Source organism: Bradyrhizobium sp. SZCCHNR1053 (assembly GCF_032381235.1).
Classification (GTDB): domain Bacteria; phylum Pseudomonadota; class Alphaproteobacteria; order Rhizobiales; family Xanthobacteraceae; genus Bradyrhizobium.
In genome coordinates, this window is the sequence record NZ_JAUHJM010000006.1 from 275,891 (window position 1) to 292,695 (window position 16,805).

Genomic DNA, 16,805 nt, shown 5'->3' on the forward strand with positions numbered 1-16,805 from the left:
CCCTCAGGCGCTCGCGCGCAGCGACGCGGCTGCCGCCAGCACCGCATTGATGATCGGCTCGTAGCCGGTGCAGCGGCAGATGTTGCCGGAGATCGCCTCCACCACCTGCTCGCGGCTCGGCTGCGGGATCTTGTCCAGCAGCGCCTTGGCCGCCATCAGCATGCCCGGCGTGCAATAGCCGCATTGCGCGGCAAAACCCTCGGCGAAAGCGCGCTGCAGCGGATGCAGGGTCGGGCCGCTCTTGATACCGTCGAGCGTCTCCACCGCGCGGCCCTCGACGGCTTCGGCGAGCGTCAGACACGACAGATGCGCGTCGCCGTCGATCAGCACGGTGCAGGCGCCGCAGCCGCCCTGACCGCAGCCGAATTTCGGCGTGACGTCGCCGATCATCTCGCGCAGCACGACCAGGAGATTGGTGCCGCCGTCGACGAACAGCGCGACGTCGCGACCATTGTGCCGGAACTGAAGTGGGGTCTTGGCCATGGTCTAGCTCTCCTGTCCCGACAGCAGCCGCCGCAGATGCACGCCGACCACTTCGCGGCGATACCACGCGCTCGCCAGCGAATTGTCCGTGGGTGCCGTTCCCTCGGCTGCCGCAGCAGCGGCGGCGCTGATCGCGCCGGCATCGAGCGGCCGGCCTTCGAGCGCGCGCTCAGCGGCCTTGGCGCGAACAGCGGTCGGCGCCATCGATCCCAGCGCGATCCGCGCGCCGGTCACGCGACCGCCGCTCTGTGGAAGATGCGCCGCGAGCGTGATCACCGATCCACCCTTCGGCTTGATGCGCGCGATCTTGCGATAGCGGAACGCATCTGATGACGCCGGCCTGATGCAGGACACGGCGACCACCAGCGCAGCACCCTGGCGGTCGCGCGATTGCAGGAAATCCTCGATCGGCATATCCCGGACGCCAAAGCCGCCCTGCAGCGAGACCATGCCGTCGAGCGCCAGCAGCGCCACCGTGAAGTCGCCGAACGGCGCCGGCGCGAACAGGTTGCCGCCGATGGTGCCCATGTTGCGGACCGCCGGGCCGCCGATCGAGCGCGCCGCCGGATGCAGGAAGGACAGCTCGCGCTCGGCCAGAACGCGGGCGAAGGTGACGCCGGCGCCGATCCGGATGCGCCCGCCCGTGGCGTCGATGCTCCGCAGCGCGCGATCGGTGGCGCGGATCACGGTGGCGATCGAGACGTCGCCTTCGTTGAGATCGCGCATGACCAGCGTGCCGCCGCCCAGATAGCGCGCGGCGCGGTCCGACGACAGCGCAGACGCAGCTTCGCTCGCGGCCTGAAACGTCTTCACCGTAACCGGCATCGATTCACCTCGTCCTCATGCCGCCTGCTTCAGATGCGATCGGATCGCTTCGAAGCCGGCTTGGTAGATGTCTTCCGCCACCATGCGAGTCAGCGCCTCGGCCTGTTCGGGTCGCGTCGTGAAACGGCTTTCCCAGTGCCAGAAGGTGCGGTCGCCGTCGGTGACCGGCAGCAGCCGGACATGGGCGACGTAGTTGAACAGCTGTAGCGGCGTATCGAGCAGGCAATAGCTGAAGCTCTGTTCGAGATCGGACAGCGCCAGCAGCTGCTCACGCAGCTCTGAGCCATCCTTGAGACGGAAGTGCCTGACACAGCCGATCTTGTCAGACGTCTGCGAACGCTCGATCGCCGACGTCGCGACCGCCGGGTGCCAGCGGTCATGGCCGTTGAAGTCGCGCAGCACCTCCCACACGGCCTCCGTCGGCGCATCGATGATGGTGCTCTTGACGACGTGCGGCACGGCGTTAGCCTCCGAACGCGCGCTTGAGCGCATCGAAGCCGCCCTGGAACACGCCGCCGCCGATCGAGGCGACGAGATCGGCCTCGCGCTCCGGCGCGCAGTCGAACTCGGCGGTCCATTCCAGGAAGGTCTTATCGCCATCCGTGACGGGGGTCAGCCGCAAGGTGGCGACGTAGTTCGTCACCCCCATCGGCGATTCCAGGATCGAATAGGTGCAGAACATGTCGTAGTCGGACAGGCCGAGCAGCTTCTCGCGGATGCGGTCGCCATTGCGTAAGCGGAAATCCCTGACACAGCCGATCTTGTCGGCGGGCTCACCGCCCTCGATCCGGCTCTCCGCAATCGCCGGATGCCAGTTCGGCAAGCCGTTGAAGTCGCGGACGCGCGCCCAAACCCGATCGTTGCGGGCGCTCACGACGGTGGAGACGTAGACCCTCGCCATGGTGCCTCACCCCTTTTTGCGCGGACCGCGGTCGGCCGGCGGTTCGGTTGGGCTGGCGTCCCCCCCTCCGCTTCCCCCTGCGTCCTTGCGCGCCGAGGTCTCTTTGCGGATGCCCTGCATGTCCCTAGCTTCGCGGATCAAGCCCGGCATCTTGGCAAGGCTGCCGCCCTCGACGCCGATGTCGGAGAGGATGGAGTCGATCAGCGGCGCCTGGACACGGTAGCGCAGCGCGGAGTCGATCACCTCGTCGGTAGCGCTGCGGCCCCCATTGCCGTTGCCGCCATTTCCGTTCAGGCCGTCGACCTGGAGGATGCGGATGCCCTCGATCTTCTCCATCGGCTTGACGCTCTCGCGCACGATACCCTCGATCCGGTCGAGCAGCTTGCGCCGGAACAGCGAGTAGCGCGCCTGGTCGGTCAGCACATTCTCGGCCTCGTTGAGCAGCTTCTGCGCTTCCGCCTCGACAGCCGCGCGGACCCGCTCGGCCTCGGCGGCGATCCGGGTCTCCTCCGCCTGCTTTTCGGCAATCAGCACCTCCACGGTCTTGCGCCGGCGGGCGATCTCGCTCTCGCGCGCAGTGATCACCTTTTCCGTTGCCTCGGTCGCACGCGTGCGCGCCTCCTCGGCGGCGACCTTGGCCGCGGATTCCTCCAGCGACTTCTGATACAGCGCGATCGCCTTCTCCATCAGCGCCGTCTCGACGTCCTTCTCGCGGTTCACTTCCAGCTTGCGCAGCTCGCGCTCGCGGCCGATGCGGGCCTCGTCGAGACCGCGATCGGAGGCGATGCGCGCGCGCTCGACCTCCTCGCGGGCGGCGATCTCGGCCTCCTGCAGCGACTGCACACGCGCGACCTCGAGCTGCTCGATGGCGCGGCGGCGCTCCAGCCGGACAGCCTCCAGCGCCTGTTCGCGCGACACGTCCGCAGTCTCGACCTGCTTGCGCGCGACGATCTCGGCTTCCTTGACCTGCCGATCGGCATCGATGCGCTCAGCGCGCTTGGCGGCGAGCTCAATCACCCTGATCTCATCGGCGAGCTCGATCGCCTTCTTCTGATCGATGTTCAGCACCTCGCGCGTCCGCGACGAGGCGATGCGCTCAGCCTCCAGCGTCAGCTCGACCTCGATGCGGCGCCGCTCCACGGCCTCGCGCCGCTTCAAATCCGCGGCTTCGACGGCCTCGGTGCGCTGGATCTCCAGGCTCCGCGTCTCCTTCTCCGAGCGGATGCGCTTCTCGGCGACTGCCTGCTCCTGCGCGATACGGGCCGCCTCGATCGCCTCGCGCGAGGCGATGTCGGCCTCCTCGATGGTCCGGATGCGCGCGATCTCCAGCGCACGCACCCGTTCCTCCTGCGCGATGCGGCTGGCTTCCGTCGCCTCGCGCGCGGCAATGCCGGCGATCTCGATGCCCTGGTTGCGCTCGATCTCCAGCTTGCGCGTGGCATGCTCGGCGGCGATGCGCTCTGCGGACAGCACCTGCTCACGCGCAATGCGCGCGGCTTCGACCGCCTTCTGCGCCTCGATCTCGGCCTCCTGGATGTTGCGCACCTGGGCGATCTCGGTGGCGCGCGTCCGCTCGTCGGAGCTGATGCGCTCCAGATTGACGATCATGGTCTGCGCGATCCGCGCCTTCTCGGTCGCCTCGCGCGCCGCGATCTCCGCCTCCTCGATCGCGCGGGTTCGCTCGATCTCGCGGCGGCGCGTCTCCTCGTCGTTGGCGATGCGCGCATCCGAGACCACGCGATCCTGCTGGATCCGCGCCTTCTCCACTGCCTCGCGCGCCGCAATCTCGGCCTCCTCGATGGTACGCGTCCGCTCGATGTCGCGCTGGCGCACCTCCCGCTCGGATTCGATGCGCGCGGCATCGATCGCGCGCTGGTTGGCGATCCGCGCCTTCTCGATGTCCTCGCGCGCCAGCAGCTCGCGCTCCTCGACCGCCCGCGTACGTTCGATCTCCCGCTGCCTTGTGTCGCGCTCGGCCGCGATCCGCGCCTCCGCAATCGTCAGCTCGTTGGCGATGCGGGACTTCTCGATCGCCTCCCGTGCCATGATCTGTGCCTGCTCAGCCTCGGTCTCACGCAGCGCGCGCTCGCGCGCGACCTCCGTCCGCTGCAAGGCACGGCGCATCTCGATGTCGCGCTCCTGCTCCAGCCGTGCCGTCTCGCTCTCCCGCTCGATCTCCAGCGCCTCGCGCTCGGCTTCGAGATTGCGGGTGCGGATCTTGATCATCGAGTCCTGCTCGATGTCGTTGCGCAGCTTGCGCTTGCTTTCGATGTCCTCCATCAGCCGTGTCAAGCCCTCGGCGTCGAACCGGTTCGAGGGGTTGAAGAATTCGAGATCGGTCTGGTCGAGATCGGTGATCGCGACCGATTCCAGCTCGAGGCCGTTCTGGGCCAGCGCCTCGGCGGCCGCCGCTTTGACGCGCGAGACGTAGTCGCCGCGCTGCTCGTGCATCTGCTCCATGGTCATCTCCGCGGCGACCGCGCGCACGGCGGAGATGAACTTTCCGGACAGCAACGCGTGCAATTTTTCCGGCTCGAGCGTGCGGCGGCCAAGCGTCGCCGCCGCGATCGACACGGCCTCGCGGGTCGGCTGAACGCGAACGTAAAAATCGGCCTCGACGTCGACCCGCATCCGGTCGCGCGTGATGACGGCGTCCTGCCGCGCACGCGTGATGCCCATCGGCAGAACGTTCATGTTGACCGACGTATAGTCGTGGATGAACGGCAGCACGAAGGCGCCCCCATTGATCACGACGCGCTCCCCCATGAAGCCGGTGCGGACGAAGGAGACCTCCTTCGAGGAGCGATGATACAGCCAGTTGACGATGTAGACGGCGACCACGATGACGACGATCGCGACGATCAGCCAAAGGATCAGCTCACCAACCAGAACCCCGGACATCTCATTCCTCCCTCGGTCTCCCGTCCGGCGAGCGCCGCGCCGCGCACCGTTGCTGCCGAATCTCGTGTTGTCGCCTCAGACGCGGCGTGGCCGCGAGCTGATCGCCTTGAAATGTCGCACCTGCTCCGTCAGCGCCCGCTCCACCGGCAGCCGTTCCATCGAGGAGGCGCCGTAGAAGCCGTGGCAATTCTTCGTATGCTTCATGATGAAGTCGGCATCGGCCGGCTCGGCGATCGGGCCGCCATGCGCCAGCACCAGGATCTCCGGGTTGACGCTGAGCGCAGCCGAGGCCCAGCTATCGATCAGGCCGGGGCAGTCATCGAGCTTGGGCGCGGTCTGCGCGCCGATCGAGCCGCCCGTGGTGAGACCGAGATGGCAGACGATGATGTCGGCGCCGGCGATCGCCATACCCGCGGCCTGGGCCTCGTTGAACACGTAGGGCGTCGTCAGCAGGTCCTTGTCATGGGCGCGCCCGATCATGTCGATCTCCAGCGCGTAGGAAATGCCGGTTTCCTCCAGATTGGCGCGGAAGGTGCCGTCGATCAGGCCAACGGTCGGAAAGTTCTGCACGCCGGAGAAGCCGAGCGTCTTCAGCTCATCGAGGAAGACATCCATGTCGCGGAACGGGTCGGTGCCGTTGACGCCCGCCAGCACTGGGGTGGACTTCACCACCGGCAGCACCTCGCTCGCCATCTCCACGACGATCGCATTGGCGTCGCCATAGGCCATCAGCCCGGCGAGCGAGCCGCGGCCGGCCATGCGATAGCGACCGGAATTGTAGATCACGATCAGGTCGATGCCGCCGGCCTCCTCGCATTTGGCCGACAGGCCGGTGCCGGCGCCGCCGCCGATGATCGGCACACCACGGCGCACCATGTCGCGAAACTTCTTCAGCAGCGGTGCGCGCTCATATCTCGCCATCCCCTCACCTCGCCTGTCTGCGCCGCGCCGGCAGCCGCCCGAGCATCGGCCTGATGGCGCCGACGACCATTGCTGCGAACTCATTGTCGTTGATGTGATGCGGCACGCGGATCAGGCGCCGGCTCGAGGTCTGCCGCACGCTCTGTTCGAGGCTGCGGAACAGCGCCTCGTCCGCCTCGCGATCGAAGAACGGCTGGCCCGGCGCATCGAGCGCCGAGACGCCCTTCTCGGGCAGGAAGAACCGGACCGGCCCGTCCATGCGATTGAGCCGCTCGCCGATCCAGCGCCCCATCTGCGCGTTCTCCGCCGCCGTCGTCCGCATCAAGGTGACCTGCGGGTTGTGGACGTGAAACTTGCGGCCGCGATAGCGCTCGGGAATGGTCTCGGGCGCGCCGAAATTCACCATGTCGAGCGCGCCGACCGAGCCGACATAGGGCACGCGGCTGCGGATGATGGCGCCGAAGCGATCCTCGATGGCCGGAAACACACCGCCCATCAGCAGGTCGCAGACCTCGGTCGTGGTGAGATCGATCACGCCGGCGAGCATGCCGGACTCGACCAGCTTCTCCATCGAGCGGCCGCCGACGCCGGTGGCGTGGAAGACCAGGCACTCGTAGTCGTCGCGCAGCTCGGCCGTGAGCTTCTGCACCGCCGGCGTGGTCACGCCGAACATGGTGATGCCGATGGCGGGACGTTGCGGTCGGGTGCGGTCAGCGACGGCGGACTGCTGCTCGCGCGCCGTCACCATGCCGGCAAGCGCATGCGCGCCATTGCTCAGCACCGCGCGCGAAATCGAATTGAGTCCTTGGACGTCGGTGACCGAGTACATCATCGCGATGTCGGCCGGCCCGACATAGGCGCCGACGTCACCGGATGCGACAGAGGAGATGATCAATTTCGGTACACCGACCGGCAGGTCGCGCATTCCCGGCGCGACCAGCGATGTGCCCCCAGACCCTCCGGCCGAGATGATGCCGGCTACGTTGTCCTGCCGCCGCAGCCAACGTGCGAAAGCTTCTGCCATCGCGGTGACCGATGCGCCGCGATCGGGGCCGAACACGGCGGAGCCGCCGCGGGGATGATTGAGTGCGACCTCCTGGGCCGAGACGTCGCAGCTCGCGTGCCGTCCGCTGGTGGAGACATCGACAAGTCGGGTGCGCAGGCCGTGGCCCGCGACGATGTCGCGGATGAAGCGCAGCTCGTCACCCTTGGTGTCAAGCGTGCCGACCACGATCACCGCCGGTGGGCCCGCCGCGATCGACACGGCGCCCTCGCGACTCTGGCGAGTTGCCTCGTCGAGCCGGGTCACACTGGTGGAGAGCGTGCGCGCCCTGGCCTCGATCTGCGTGATCGGCACCGGCTGCGACCAGCGCGTCGGCAGCACGGGATTAGAGACGTAAACCTTGACGGGCGCAGCTTTCGGCGTCGTTGGCACCGCCGCACCTGCGACGGGCACATCCTGAACCTCGCCCGTCCCGAGATCGGTCTCGTCGCCGGCATGCTGGCCGACGCCGAGCAGACGCTGCTGCAGCTCGCGATCGGCGGCGAGCCGGGCCGAGTCGATGATGCGGTTGATGCGGCCGTTGACCATGATGGCCACGCGCGGCGAGATCGCCGTGGCGACGCCGATGTTCTGTTCGATCACGAGGACCGCCATGTCGCCGTCCTGGCCGAGCCGGATCAGCATCTCCTCGACCTGGGCGACGATGACCGGCGCCAAGCCCTCTGTCGGCTCGTCCATGATCAGGAGCTGCGGATTGGTCAGCAGCGCGCGCGAGATCGCCAGCATCTGCTGCTCGCCGCCCGACAACTGGCCGCCGCCATTGTTGCGCCGCTCGGCCAGGCGCGGAAATGTCTCGTAGACGCGCTCGACGGTCCAGGCACCGCGGCGCTGGCCCGCTGCCAGGCGCAGATGCTCGTCGACGCTGAGCGAGCGCCACAGACGCCGCCCCTGCGGCACATAGCCGACGCCGAGCCTTGCGATGCGCGCCGGATTGAGCCCGGTGATATCCTCACCACGCAGCCGAACCGATCCGCCGGACGGCCGCAGCAGGCCCATGATGGCCTTGCACAGCGTCGTCTTGCCCATGCCGTTGCGGCCGACCAGCGAGAACACGCCGCTGTCGAGCCGGAGATCGACGCCCTGCAGCGCATGCGAATGGCCGTAGTACACGTCGAGGCCGCGGACCTCGAGCGCAGGCGCGGAGCGGCGGACGTCATTCATGGCCGCCTCCGAGATAGAGCTCCTGCACCTCCGGATCAGATTCGATCTCCTGCGGCGCGCCTTCCTTGAAGATGCGGCCGTTGTGCATCATCGTCACGCTCTCGACGACGCGTAGCGCCACGTCCATGTCGTGCTCGATGATGATGTAACCGATGTGCGGCGGCAGCGACGTCAGGATCTCGACCAGCTCGCGCCGCTCGGTCGGCGACAGACCCGCCGCCGGCTCGTCGAACAGGATGAATCGGGGCGCACCGGCCAGCGCCAGCGCGATCTCGAGCTGCCGCTGCTGGCCATGGGCGAGCTCCGAAACCAGTTGATCACGCACGGACGTCAGATGCACCGCCTCGATCAGGCGTTCAGTCGCCTGCATCAGTGCATCGTTGACGCTGGGTCGCAGCATCGAAAACCGCGCGCGCGAGACGCCGCGGCAGGCCAGGTAGACATTGTCGCGCACCGAGAGGCCGAGGAACAGCGCCGAGATCTGGTAGGTGCGGCGCAGCCCGCGGCGGATCCGCTCATAGGGCGGAAAGGCGGTGATGTCCTCGCCGAAGAAGCGGATCGTGCCGGAGGTCGGCAGAAAGTCGCCGGTGACGCAATTGAACAAGGTGGTTTTCCCGGCGCCGTTCGAGCCCAGCACCGCGCGCCGCTCCCCAGGCCGCACCGTGATCGTGATGTCGGTCAGCGCGGCGAGCGCACCGAACATCCGCGTCACGCCGCGCAATTCGAGGGCTGCAGTCGAGCCGAGCGCCGAGAGCCGGTCCGCGACCCTATCCATGGCCGTGACCTCCGCCTCCGGGACGCGACCGCGTCTGCGATGCCTCGCTGCGACGGCGCCACCGATCATAGAGGCCGATCACGCCATCGGACGACCAGAAGACGATGGCGAGGAAGCCGAGCCCGATCAGCAGCCGGAACCGGTTGCCGTCGAGCCCGACCTTGACCAGGAAGTCAAGCGCAAAGGTGCGCAGGATGACGAAGATGAAGGCGCCTATATACGGCCCGACCGGCCGGGTGATGCCGCCGACGACGGCGACGATGAGAATGTCGATGCAGCGCTCGACCGCGACAGATCCTGGCGAGATCTGCCGATAGTTCCAGACCTGCAGCACACCGCCCATGCCGGCGATCAGGGCCGCGAACGCATAGGCGGCGATGCGATGTGCATTGACGTTGAAGCCGAGCGCGGCCATGCGCCTGGGATTGTCGCGCACGCCCTGCAGCGCCAGGCCGAACGGCGCGCGCGACAGATAGAGCACAGCGAAATAGCATAGTGCGGCCACCGCCAGCGTCAGGTAATAGAACGCGATGTCCATGCGCCAATCGACGCCGAGAAAATGCGGCGTGGCGATCGTGTTGATGCCGGTGTGGCCGTTGAAGATCGCCCAGTTCTGGTTGGTGAAGTAGTAGAACGCCGCGCCGATCGCGAGCGTGATCATGATGGTGTAGATGCCCTCGGTACGCACCGCGAGCGAGCCGCCGAGCGTGCCGAACAGCACCGCGAGCACCAGCGCCATGGGCGTCGCCAGCCACCACGGCCAGCCCAGGCTGATATTGGCGTTGCCGCTGACGCCGAACACGGCAACCATGTAGCCGGCAAAGCCCGCAATGGTCAGTTGCATCAGGCTGACCATGCCGCCATAGCCGGCGAGGAACATCAGGCTCAGCGCGACGGTGCCGAGGATCAGGGTGGTGCCGAAGATCTCGATCAGGAAGAAGCCGTTGGCGATCAGCGGCATGATCAGCAGCAGCGCCGCCACTGCCCAGGCCCAGGGCTGCTCGGTCACCGACCACGCCGCCGGTTGCGCTCTCGCGCTTCCCGCCAGCATGCTCTCCCGCGCCCGTGCCTCCTGGATCAGCGACATCTCAGCGCCTCGCCAGCAGGCCCTGGGGCCGCACCGCCAGCACCAGCACCATGATCAGGAAGGTCACGACGATCGCATAGGTCGGGATGTAGACCGAGCCGAGCTGCTCGGCGAGGCCGATGATGACAGCGCCGAGCGCCGCGCCAGGGATGGATCCCATGCCGCCGACGATGACGACGACCAGCGAGGCCAGCAGAAAGCGCGTATCCTCGCCGGGCGAGATCGACTGGAAGGTTCCGCCAACCACGCCGGCAATGCCGGCCAGCCCCGCGCCCAGCGCGAACACCAGCACGAAGACGAGCTGAATCTGGACGCCGGTCGCCGCCAGGATCTCGCGATCATCGACGCCGGCACGCACGATCATGCCAACACGGGTGCGGTTGAGCGCGAGCCACATCGCGACGCCGATCACGACCGAGCCGCAGAAGATCACCAGCCGCACCAGGGGATACTGCAGGAACACCGGCTCGCCCGACGATTTCATCGCCGTCATCAGCGGGAGCTGCACCGGTCCGATCAGCCAGGCCGGCGTCTGGATCTGATAGAAGTCGCCGCCGAACGCCCACAGCATCAGATCGGCGAATACGATCGAGAGGCCGATCGTCACCATGGTCTGGCGCAGGTCCTGGCCCTCCATGCGGCGAAAGACGAGCAGCTGCAGGAGAACGCCGATGGCCGCGACGACGATGAAGGCGGCGACGAAGGCGAGGATCCATGACCCGGTCGCGGCGGACACGCCGTAGCCCACATAGCCGCCGAGCAGATAGAGCGAGCCGTGCGCAAGATTGACGTTTCGCATCAGGCCGAAGATCAACGTGAACCCGCTCGCGACCAGGAAATACAGTCCGCCCAGCGTGATGCCGTTGAACACCGCACTCAGGAACACCTTCTTCCGACCGATCGCCTCCTCAAGCCCCGGCGGCCAGACGGCGACAATCAGCCACGTCAGCAGCGCCAAGGCGAGAAGAATGATGAGGGACCAGATCGGGTGACGCTCGATGAAGCGGCTCATCGTCCCTCCCTCATGGTCAGAGGGACCGATCCGTCATCACAGCGGAAAGGCGCATTCAGCCGAAGATCGCCGGGTGTGCCGGCCATCGCTCGTCCTCCCTCGTCGGATCCTTTTCCGGATCACGTTCCGAAGAGTGTAGCGGCAGACAAGCATGCGCACTTGATCGACAGTCTCTTTTCGCGCGACGCGCAGCAGCACGTCAGGCGCGCAGCACTTTTGCAGCGCGGCGATAATCGGTCGGCGCCATGCCGACATTTCCGGCGAAGAAGCGCGTGAAGCCGCTCTGGGAGGTGAATCCGAGATCGAAGCCGATGTCGGCGATCGGCGACTCCGTCGCCACCACCGCATCGAGCGCCCGCTCCATCAGCAGCGTATTCAAATAGAGGTTGGGCGTTACTCCGGTCTGGCTACGGAACAGCCGATAGAAATGCGGCCGCGACAGTCCGGATTCGCGGGCGATGTGATCGAGCTCGATCTCGGCGCACGGACTGTCCGACATCAGCTTGATGCACTTGCGAACTCGAAAATCCGTCACTTCCGCGCACGGCCGCTCGGGTACCTGCTCCGAAACGCGCCAGCTCTCCTCGTAGCAACTGTCGATCAGCTGCCGCAGCTCGCCGTCGAGGCAACCCAGCGATGGCGCGCCACATACCAGCGCTGCGGCGCGGCGAATGCAGCGGTCGAGGGCGGCGGTTCGCCGAAAGCAGGTACGACCAAACCGCAGGCCCTGCTCGCGCGCGGCCGACGGCGTGAACCACTCCGCATTGACGTAGAGCACGAAGAAGATGGCGCCGTTGCCGACATCGTTCGGCAGGAAGTTGTGCGGCTCCCACGGATTGACCGCGACGATCCAGTCCTCGCCGATCTGATAATGCTGGTCGCAGACGTCGATATCGGCCGGCGTCCCGCCAACATGAAAGATCAGATGTCCCTCGCGGTGGGCATGCACATTGAATGGCCGATTGAGCTGATAAACCGTCGCGCGGCCGAAGCGAGCATGAAAGACGGCGAGCGCCCTACTCATCACTTCCTCACCGAAATGGTTCTTATTGTTCGTCAGCGTCGATCATTGTTTTGCAGAAAGCAAGAGACGCGACGACGCGGCCCGAGCCCGCTCGAGCCGCGTCGCTCTCTGCAGAAGGTCAGTACTTCTTACATTCGGGCACGGTGCGGCTCGGCAGGCCGATCTTGGCGAAGGTGGCGGCGTCGTATCCCAGCGTCTGGTTGACGTCGGGAATCACCTTCACGACCTTGCTGAACAGCGCGCCCTTGCCATCGTCGACGACCTCGGTGACGAAGTTGGTGCCGATCGCCTGGCGGTTGGCGTCGAGCTTGATCTTGCCGTTGGGAGCATCGATCTCGATCTTCGCCAGCGCCGCCTTTAGCTTGGCCTGATTGTTCGACAGATCGCCATTGACCTCGCGCAGCGCCAGGATCAACGCCATGGTCGAGCCATAGTAGTTGGTGGCAAGCAGCGACGGGCTCGGGAAGCGCTTCTCAGGCGGGAACGAGTCCTGATAGGCCTTCACGAACTTCTGCCAGCGCGGATCCTCCCAGGTATCGGCCTGCCCCGATGCCGCAATCGTACCGATCAGAGCGTTCTTGGCATTGCCCTTCGACGACAGGATGGTCTGGTCGATCATGATCGAGCCGCCCATCAGGTGCGCCTTGCCGCCGGCCTGTTGATACTGGTTGAGGAAGTTGACGGCATCGGCGCCGCCGAGACCGAGATAGATCGCATCGACATCATCGGGCAGCGCCGCGATCACCGACGCGAAATCCTTGGTGCCGAGCGGCACCCATTGCCGGCTGGAGATCTTGCCGCCCAGGCCGCAGAACTCCAGCGCCAGGCCGAACACCTGGGTATAGATGAAGGAATAGTCCTCGCCGACGGTCGCGATCTTGCGATAGCCCTTGGTCTCATAGGCATATTTGCCGAGGCCGACCTGCCATTGGGCGCCATCCATGTTGAAACGGAAGAAGTTCGGCGCGGGATCGACATAGGTCGTCTCCTGCGCACCGGACGCCGCGTTGACGAATGTCAGTTCCGGGTGCGTCTTGGCGAAGTTCTTGACCGCGATGCCCTCGTCGCCCGACAGCGGCGACAGCAGTATCTGCACCCTATCCTGCTCGATCAGCTTGCGCACGGCACGGACGGCCGAGTCCGGCGTGGCATCAGTCGACGCGACGACGAACTCCAGCTCCTTGTCGCCGACCTTCTTGCCGAGCACGTTCAGCGCGGTGACATGGCCGCGCATCCCGTCCTCGCCGAGCACGGTATAGGTGCCCTCCAGCGTCGCCGTGACGCCGACCTTGATCTTTTCCTGCGCGAATGCCGTGCCGGACAGCAAAAGCGCCGTGAACACGGCGATACCTACACTTCGCATGTGCATCGAACTCCTCCCTTGTCGCCCATTGCTGGGGCACACGAGCGTGTGCCGGCCACTGTTTTGTTGGCCATGTTGGCAGCGGACCTTCCCGACGCCTCGCGTGATCTCTGACGAGCGACGGTGAGCCCCCATCGACCGCGGAGGCTAGCGGATGAGCCGAGGCCGGGCGCAACCCGCCCGGCCTCGGCCTTGACGACGAGTCTCATTTTCCATGATGCGACGCGATAAGCCTGTGATGCACTCCGCGTGCATCGCGGTCCCGTCAGGGCTTCGGCGGCGTGGCAGCGGCCTGGCCGCGCTGGCAGAGCACGGGCAACTCAACTGCCTCGGCCCGGCTCCCTTGGGATCGTCTTGGAGTTCAACCGACGCGATCGTACGGCCACCCGAGACCGCCGGATGCGCCGCTTCCGAAATTCCAATCCGCACATGGCAATATCGATGCTTTCGTTCGGATGCCGTAGACGGCGTCCGTGGAACGCGAGCCATTTCTCGACCTGGCGCACGACCACGCGGCCGAGTCCCAGTCGCCGCACCAACTCGTCGCGCGTATGCAGCGAGGCGATGTCGACGATGTAATCGAGCCGTTCCGACATGGTCCGGCCGACGAGCCGCGCGTATTCACTCGACACTAGCAAGGTTACGACCCGCTCAGGCAGATGCGGCTCACCCATTTCCAATCCTGCACTCCACCGTGCCCGCCGGCCGACACGAGATGTCGGTCATCCAGCAGTTGCAGGCACGGCGCCCCCCGATGACAATTCGACCGTGACACGCCAGGGACGGCCAGGTCGTCGCAAAGATGCCCTTTCGGCCTCAATCCACGACGTCGCGCGCGGCGCGCTCGTCGCGGCTCCGCATTCGGCTTTCCATCACGAGTACACGCGCTCGGCCCGGTCATGCGAGGACGCTGCGTCCTGTTCTCTCGCCGTTGTCGACACGAGCGACTTCGTGATCTCCTGAGCCCGCATCGGCAGCACCGAGAGCAGCGTATCGCTGAGGCCGTGCGAGGTTTCGGCGCAGCCCTGCACATAGACGTGTGGACGAAACGCGGGACTTGTCTGCAGACGATAGTCGCGATCAAGCGACGCCGACTCGATGTAGCGGCTGATCGGATCGAGACACCCCGGGATCGGAGATCGCTCGTAGCCGGTGGCGAGCACGACGGCATCGTATGCCGCTCGGCGGCGGACCTCCTCGTCCTTGTTATTGAACTCGAGCACCACCCCGTCCGGGGAGGCATGAGCTGCGACTATCTCGCTGCGCGGATGAAGCGCCAGCTTCCGAGCTCCGGCAACGCGCTGCTGATACGTCATCCGGTAGAGCTGATCGAGCAGGTCGGGGTCGACCACCGCATAATTAGTATTGCGGAAGCTGCGGACGATTGTCTCGCGCTGCCCGTCGGACCGCGAATGGAAATAATCGGTGTAGTCCGGGTTGAAGATCTCGTTTACGAACGGGCTGCTGTCGGCCGGCTTGAGCGCATGCCCGCGGAAGACCAGATCGATCTGGGCGCCCGGAATCCGCTCGCTGAGATCGAGGGTGACCTCAGCCGCACTTTGCCCGCCGCCGATGACCGCCACCCGCGGCGAGCGGCCGTCCGATCCTGCCGCAAGCGTCGAGCCGAGATAGCCGCTGGTGTGCACGACCCGCGGATCCATCGCGACCGCTCGAAATACGGACGGGATGTGCGGCACGCCGCCGACGGCGGCCACGAGGTGCCGAGTGACGCGTGACCGTTCTTTCCCGTCAAGCAGGCGCGTGAGCACGCGAAGCGCGGTGACGGACTGACCGGCGTGCACGGGCTCGACAGCCTCGACTGTCTCTCCATATGCGACCACGGTGCTGAACTGGCCGGCGACCCATCGGAGGTAGTCGTTGAACTCGATCCGGCTCGGATAGAACGTCTTGCAGTTGGTGAAGTCGAGCAGCCGGCCGGATTTGTGAAGGTAGTTGACGAAGGTGAACGGACTGGTCGGATCGCGAAGCGATACCAGGTCCTTGAGGAAGGAGATCTGCATGCTGCTGCCGGGCAGCAGCATCCCGCCGTGCCACTTGAAGTCCTGCTGCCTTTCCACGAACAGGGACCGGCATTTCAAGCTTTTCTGCCTGGCGCAATCGTCGAGTGCAATCGCCAGTGCGAGGTTCGATGGCCCGAAGCCAACGCCGACGACATCATATTCAGGGGCAGGATGATACGACATGAGTGATGCTCCGTCCGCGCTAGGCTTCTATGGGTGCTTCCTTGGGCGCCGGCTGCCACAGCCGGTCGCCGAAGAAGCGCTCGCGCAGCAACATGACCAGGGTTGCCCGCTTGTGTGGGAAGTCGAAGTTCTTGATCCGCGCAAAGCCCGCCAGATCCAGGTTACGCAGCTGCTGGGAATGCGCCGCCGCCGGCTCGCCGACGATGCGCTCGGTGCGGCAATCGTCGAGGAACATGTAGTGCATGAGCGAGGGAAGCCAGGCCGTGATGAAGCGGCGGCCCCGGAAGCCGTCCTCGCCGACGATCACGTGCCAGCCGCGATCATAGTCCGCCGCCTCATAGAACGGCGCGATGCGATTTTCCTTTGCCCAATAGAGCTCGAAATAGCCGAAAGGCTGATCACCGAAGGAGCCGATCAGCGGCACCATGTGCGGGTCCGACATGATCCGCGACAGATACTGCCGGTGCTTGTCGATGTCCCCCGCCTCGTTCCAGAACGAGTCCACCCGCGGGTCGTTGAGCCAGCGGTGCACCAGCGGGAGATCGTGAGCGATGTCGACGACGCGAAAACTAATGACGTCGGACAGCCAGGGAATGAAACGGGCGTAGACGGTGCCGACCGGCTTGGGCGGTCGCCGTGGATGGCGCCTGCCATCGGTCATCGTGTAGGATAGTGGAAACGGCGGACATGCGGCGTCCGTCAGCCAGTTCTCGCGTCGCTGCATCACCATGTCCGGACGCAGCGTCAACCTGCCGTCGGTGACCACCGCAAGGCCGTCTCTCGCCAAGGCCGATGCTGCTGCCGGGTTGTCGTCGAGCGCAAGGACGAGCCTCTCCAGCGACGGCGTCCAGCCGAAGACCGCTTCGGCCATTGCCGCGACTCCGCGCGACACCCGGCGAAAATCACGGGGTTCGTCGCCCACAGTCAGCCGCATCAGCTCGCCGTCTGACCGGAACGACAACAGCGCCGCGCCATCCGCGATCACCTTTATCCCGTCATCGTCGCGCACGACCGACATTGTCGCGTCAATTGCGACGGGAAATGTCCTGGCGCTGCCTGCAGCGCTCGCGGTCGCGCTCATGCGA

Annotated in this window: 15 protein-coding genes; all 15 read right to left on the reverse strand. The window is 66.1% G+C overall.

Annotated features, from left to right (window positions below):
- Window positions 1-3 precede the first annotated feature (3 nt).
- Entirely contained in the window at window positions 4-483 is a 480-nt protein-coding gene (locus QX051_RS17460; protein ID WP_315776971.1) for a (2Fe-2S)-binding protein, read from the reverse strand.
- Window positions 484-486: 3 nt separating this feature from the next.
- Window positions 487-1,308 (reverse strand): FAD binding domain-containing protein, encoded by an 822-nt coding sequence (locus QX051_RS17465; protein WP_315776972.1) that lies wholly within the window; start codon window positions 1,306-1,308, stop codon window positions 487-489.
- 15 nt (window positions 1,309-1,323) lie between these two features.
- A complete protein-coding gene (locus QX051_RS17470) occupies window positions 1,324-1,767 on the reverse strand; it encodes an SRPBCC family protein (protein ID WP_315776973.1) in 444 nt (147 codons plus the stop codon).
- A 4-nt stretch (window positions 1,768-1,771) separates the two neighbouring features.
- Window positions 1,772-2,209: an SRPBCC family protein gene (locus QX051_RS17475; protein WP_315758248.1), complete on the reverse strand. Its 438-nt coding sequence runs from the start codon at window positions 2,207-2,209 to the stop codon at window positions 1,772-1,774.
- 6 nt (window positions 2,210-2,215) lie between these two features.
- The gene (locus tag QX051_RS17480; RefSeq protein WP_315776974.1) at window positions 2,216-5,110 is read right to left on the reverse strand and encodes a flotillin family protein; all 2,895 of its coding nucleotides are present in this window, start codon (window positions 5,108-5,110) and stop codon (window positions 2,216-2,218) included.
- A gap of 75 nt (window positions 5,111-5,185) precedes the next feature.
- A complete protein-coding gene (locus tag QX051_RS17485; protein ID WP_315739529.1) occupies window positions 5,186-6,031 on the reverse strand; it encodes a phosphoenolpyruvate hydrolase family protein in 846 nt (281 codons plus the stop codon).
- A gap of 4 nt (window positions 6,032-6,035) precedes the next feature.
- Window positions 6,036-8,255 carry an ABC transporter permease gene (locus QX051_RS17490; protein ID WP_315776975.1) on the reverse strand — a complete coding sequence of 740 codons (2,220 nt, stop codon included), beginning with the start codon at window positions 8,253-8,255 and terminating at the stop codon, window positions 6,036-6,038.
- Window positions 8,248-9,030 carry an ABC transporter ATP-binding protein gene (locus tag QX051_RS17495; RefSeq protein ID WP_315776976.1) on the reverse strand — a complete coding sequence of 261 codons (783 nt, stop codon included), beginning with the start codon at window positions 9,028-9,030 and terminating at the stop codon, window positions 8,248-8,250. The genes QX051_RS17490 and QX051_RS17495 overlap by 8 nt, the downstream gene beginning before the upstream one ends.
- Window positions 9,023-10,117 carry a branched-chain amino acid ABC transporter permease gene (locus QX051_RS17500; RefSeq protein WP_315776977.1) on the reverse strand — a complete coding sequence of 365 codons (1,095 nt, stop codon included), beginning with the start codon at window positions 10,115-10,117 and terminating at the stop codon, window positions 9,023-9,025. Before QX051_RS17500 ends, QX051_RS17495 begins: the two co-directional genes overlap by 8 nt.
- 1 nt (window position 10,118) lies before the next feature.
- Window positions 10,119-11,129, reverse strand: a complete 1,011-nt coding sequence (locus QX051_RS17505; protein WP_315776978.1) for a branched-chain amino acid ABC transporter permease — start codon at window positions 11,127-11,129, stop codon at window positions 10,119-10,121.
- 199 nt (window positions 11,130-11,328) lie between these two features.
- Complete coding sequence (locus QX051_RS17510) at window positions 11,329-12,153, reverse strand: AraC family transcriptional regulator (protein WP_315776979.1); 825 nt, start codon at window positions 12,151-12,153, stop codon at window positions 11,329-11,331.
- Between the two features lie 118 nt (window positions 12,154-12,271).
- Window positions 12,272-13,522: an ABC transporter substrate-binding protein gene (locus tag QX051_RS17515; RefSeq protein ID WP_315776980.1), complete on the reverse strand. Its 1,251-nt coding sequence runs from the start codon at window positions 13,520-13,522 to the stop codon at window positions 12,272-12,274.
- A gap of 314 nt (window positions 13,523-13,836) precedes the next feature.
- On the reverse strand, window positions 13,837-14,190 hold the full coding sequence (locus QX051_RS17520; protein WP_315758258.1) for a hypothetical protein: 354 nt from the start codon (window positions 14,188-14,190) through the stop codon (window positions 13,837-13,839).
- A gap of 198 nt (window positions 14,191-14,388) precedes the next feature.
- Complete coding sequence (locus QX051_RS17525) at window positions 14,389-15,720, reverse strand: lysine N(6)-hydroxylase/L-ornithine N(5)-oxygenase family protein (protein WP_315776981.1); 1,332 nt, start codon at window positions 15,718-15,720, stop codon at window positions 14,389-14,391.
- Between the two features lie 19 nt (window positions 15,721-15,739).
- The gene (locus tag QX051_RS17530) at window positions 15,740-16,801 is read right to left on the reverse strand and encodes a GNAT family N-acetyltransferase (protein WP_315776982.1); all 1,062 of its coding nucleotides are present in this window, start codon (window positions 16,799-16,801) and stop codon (window positions 15,740-15,742) included.
- Between the last annotated feature and the right edge of the window lie 4 nt (window positions 16,802-16,805).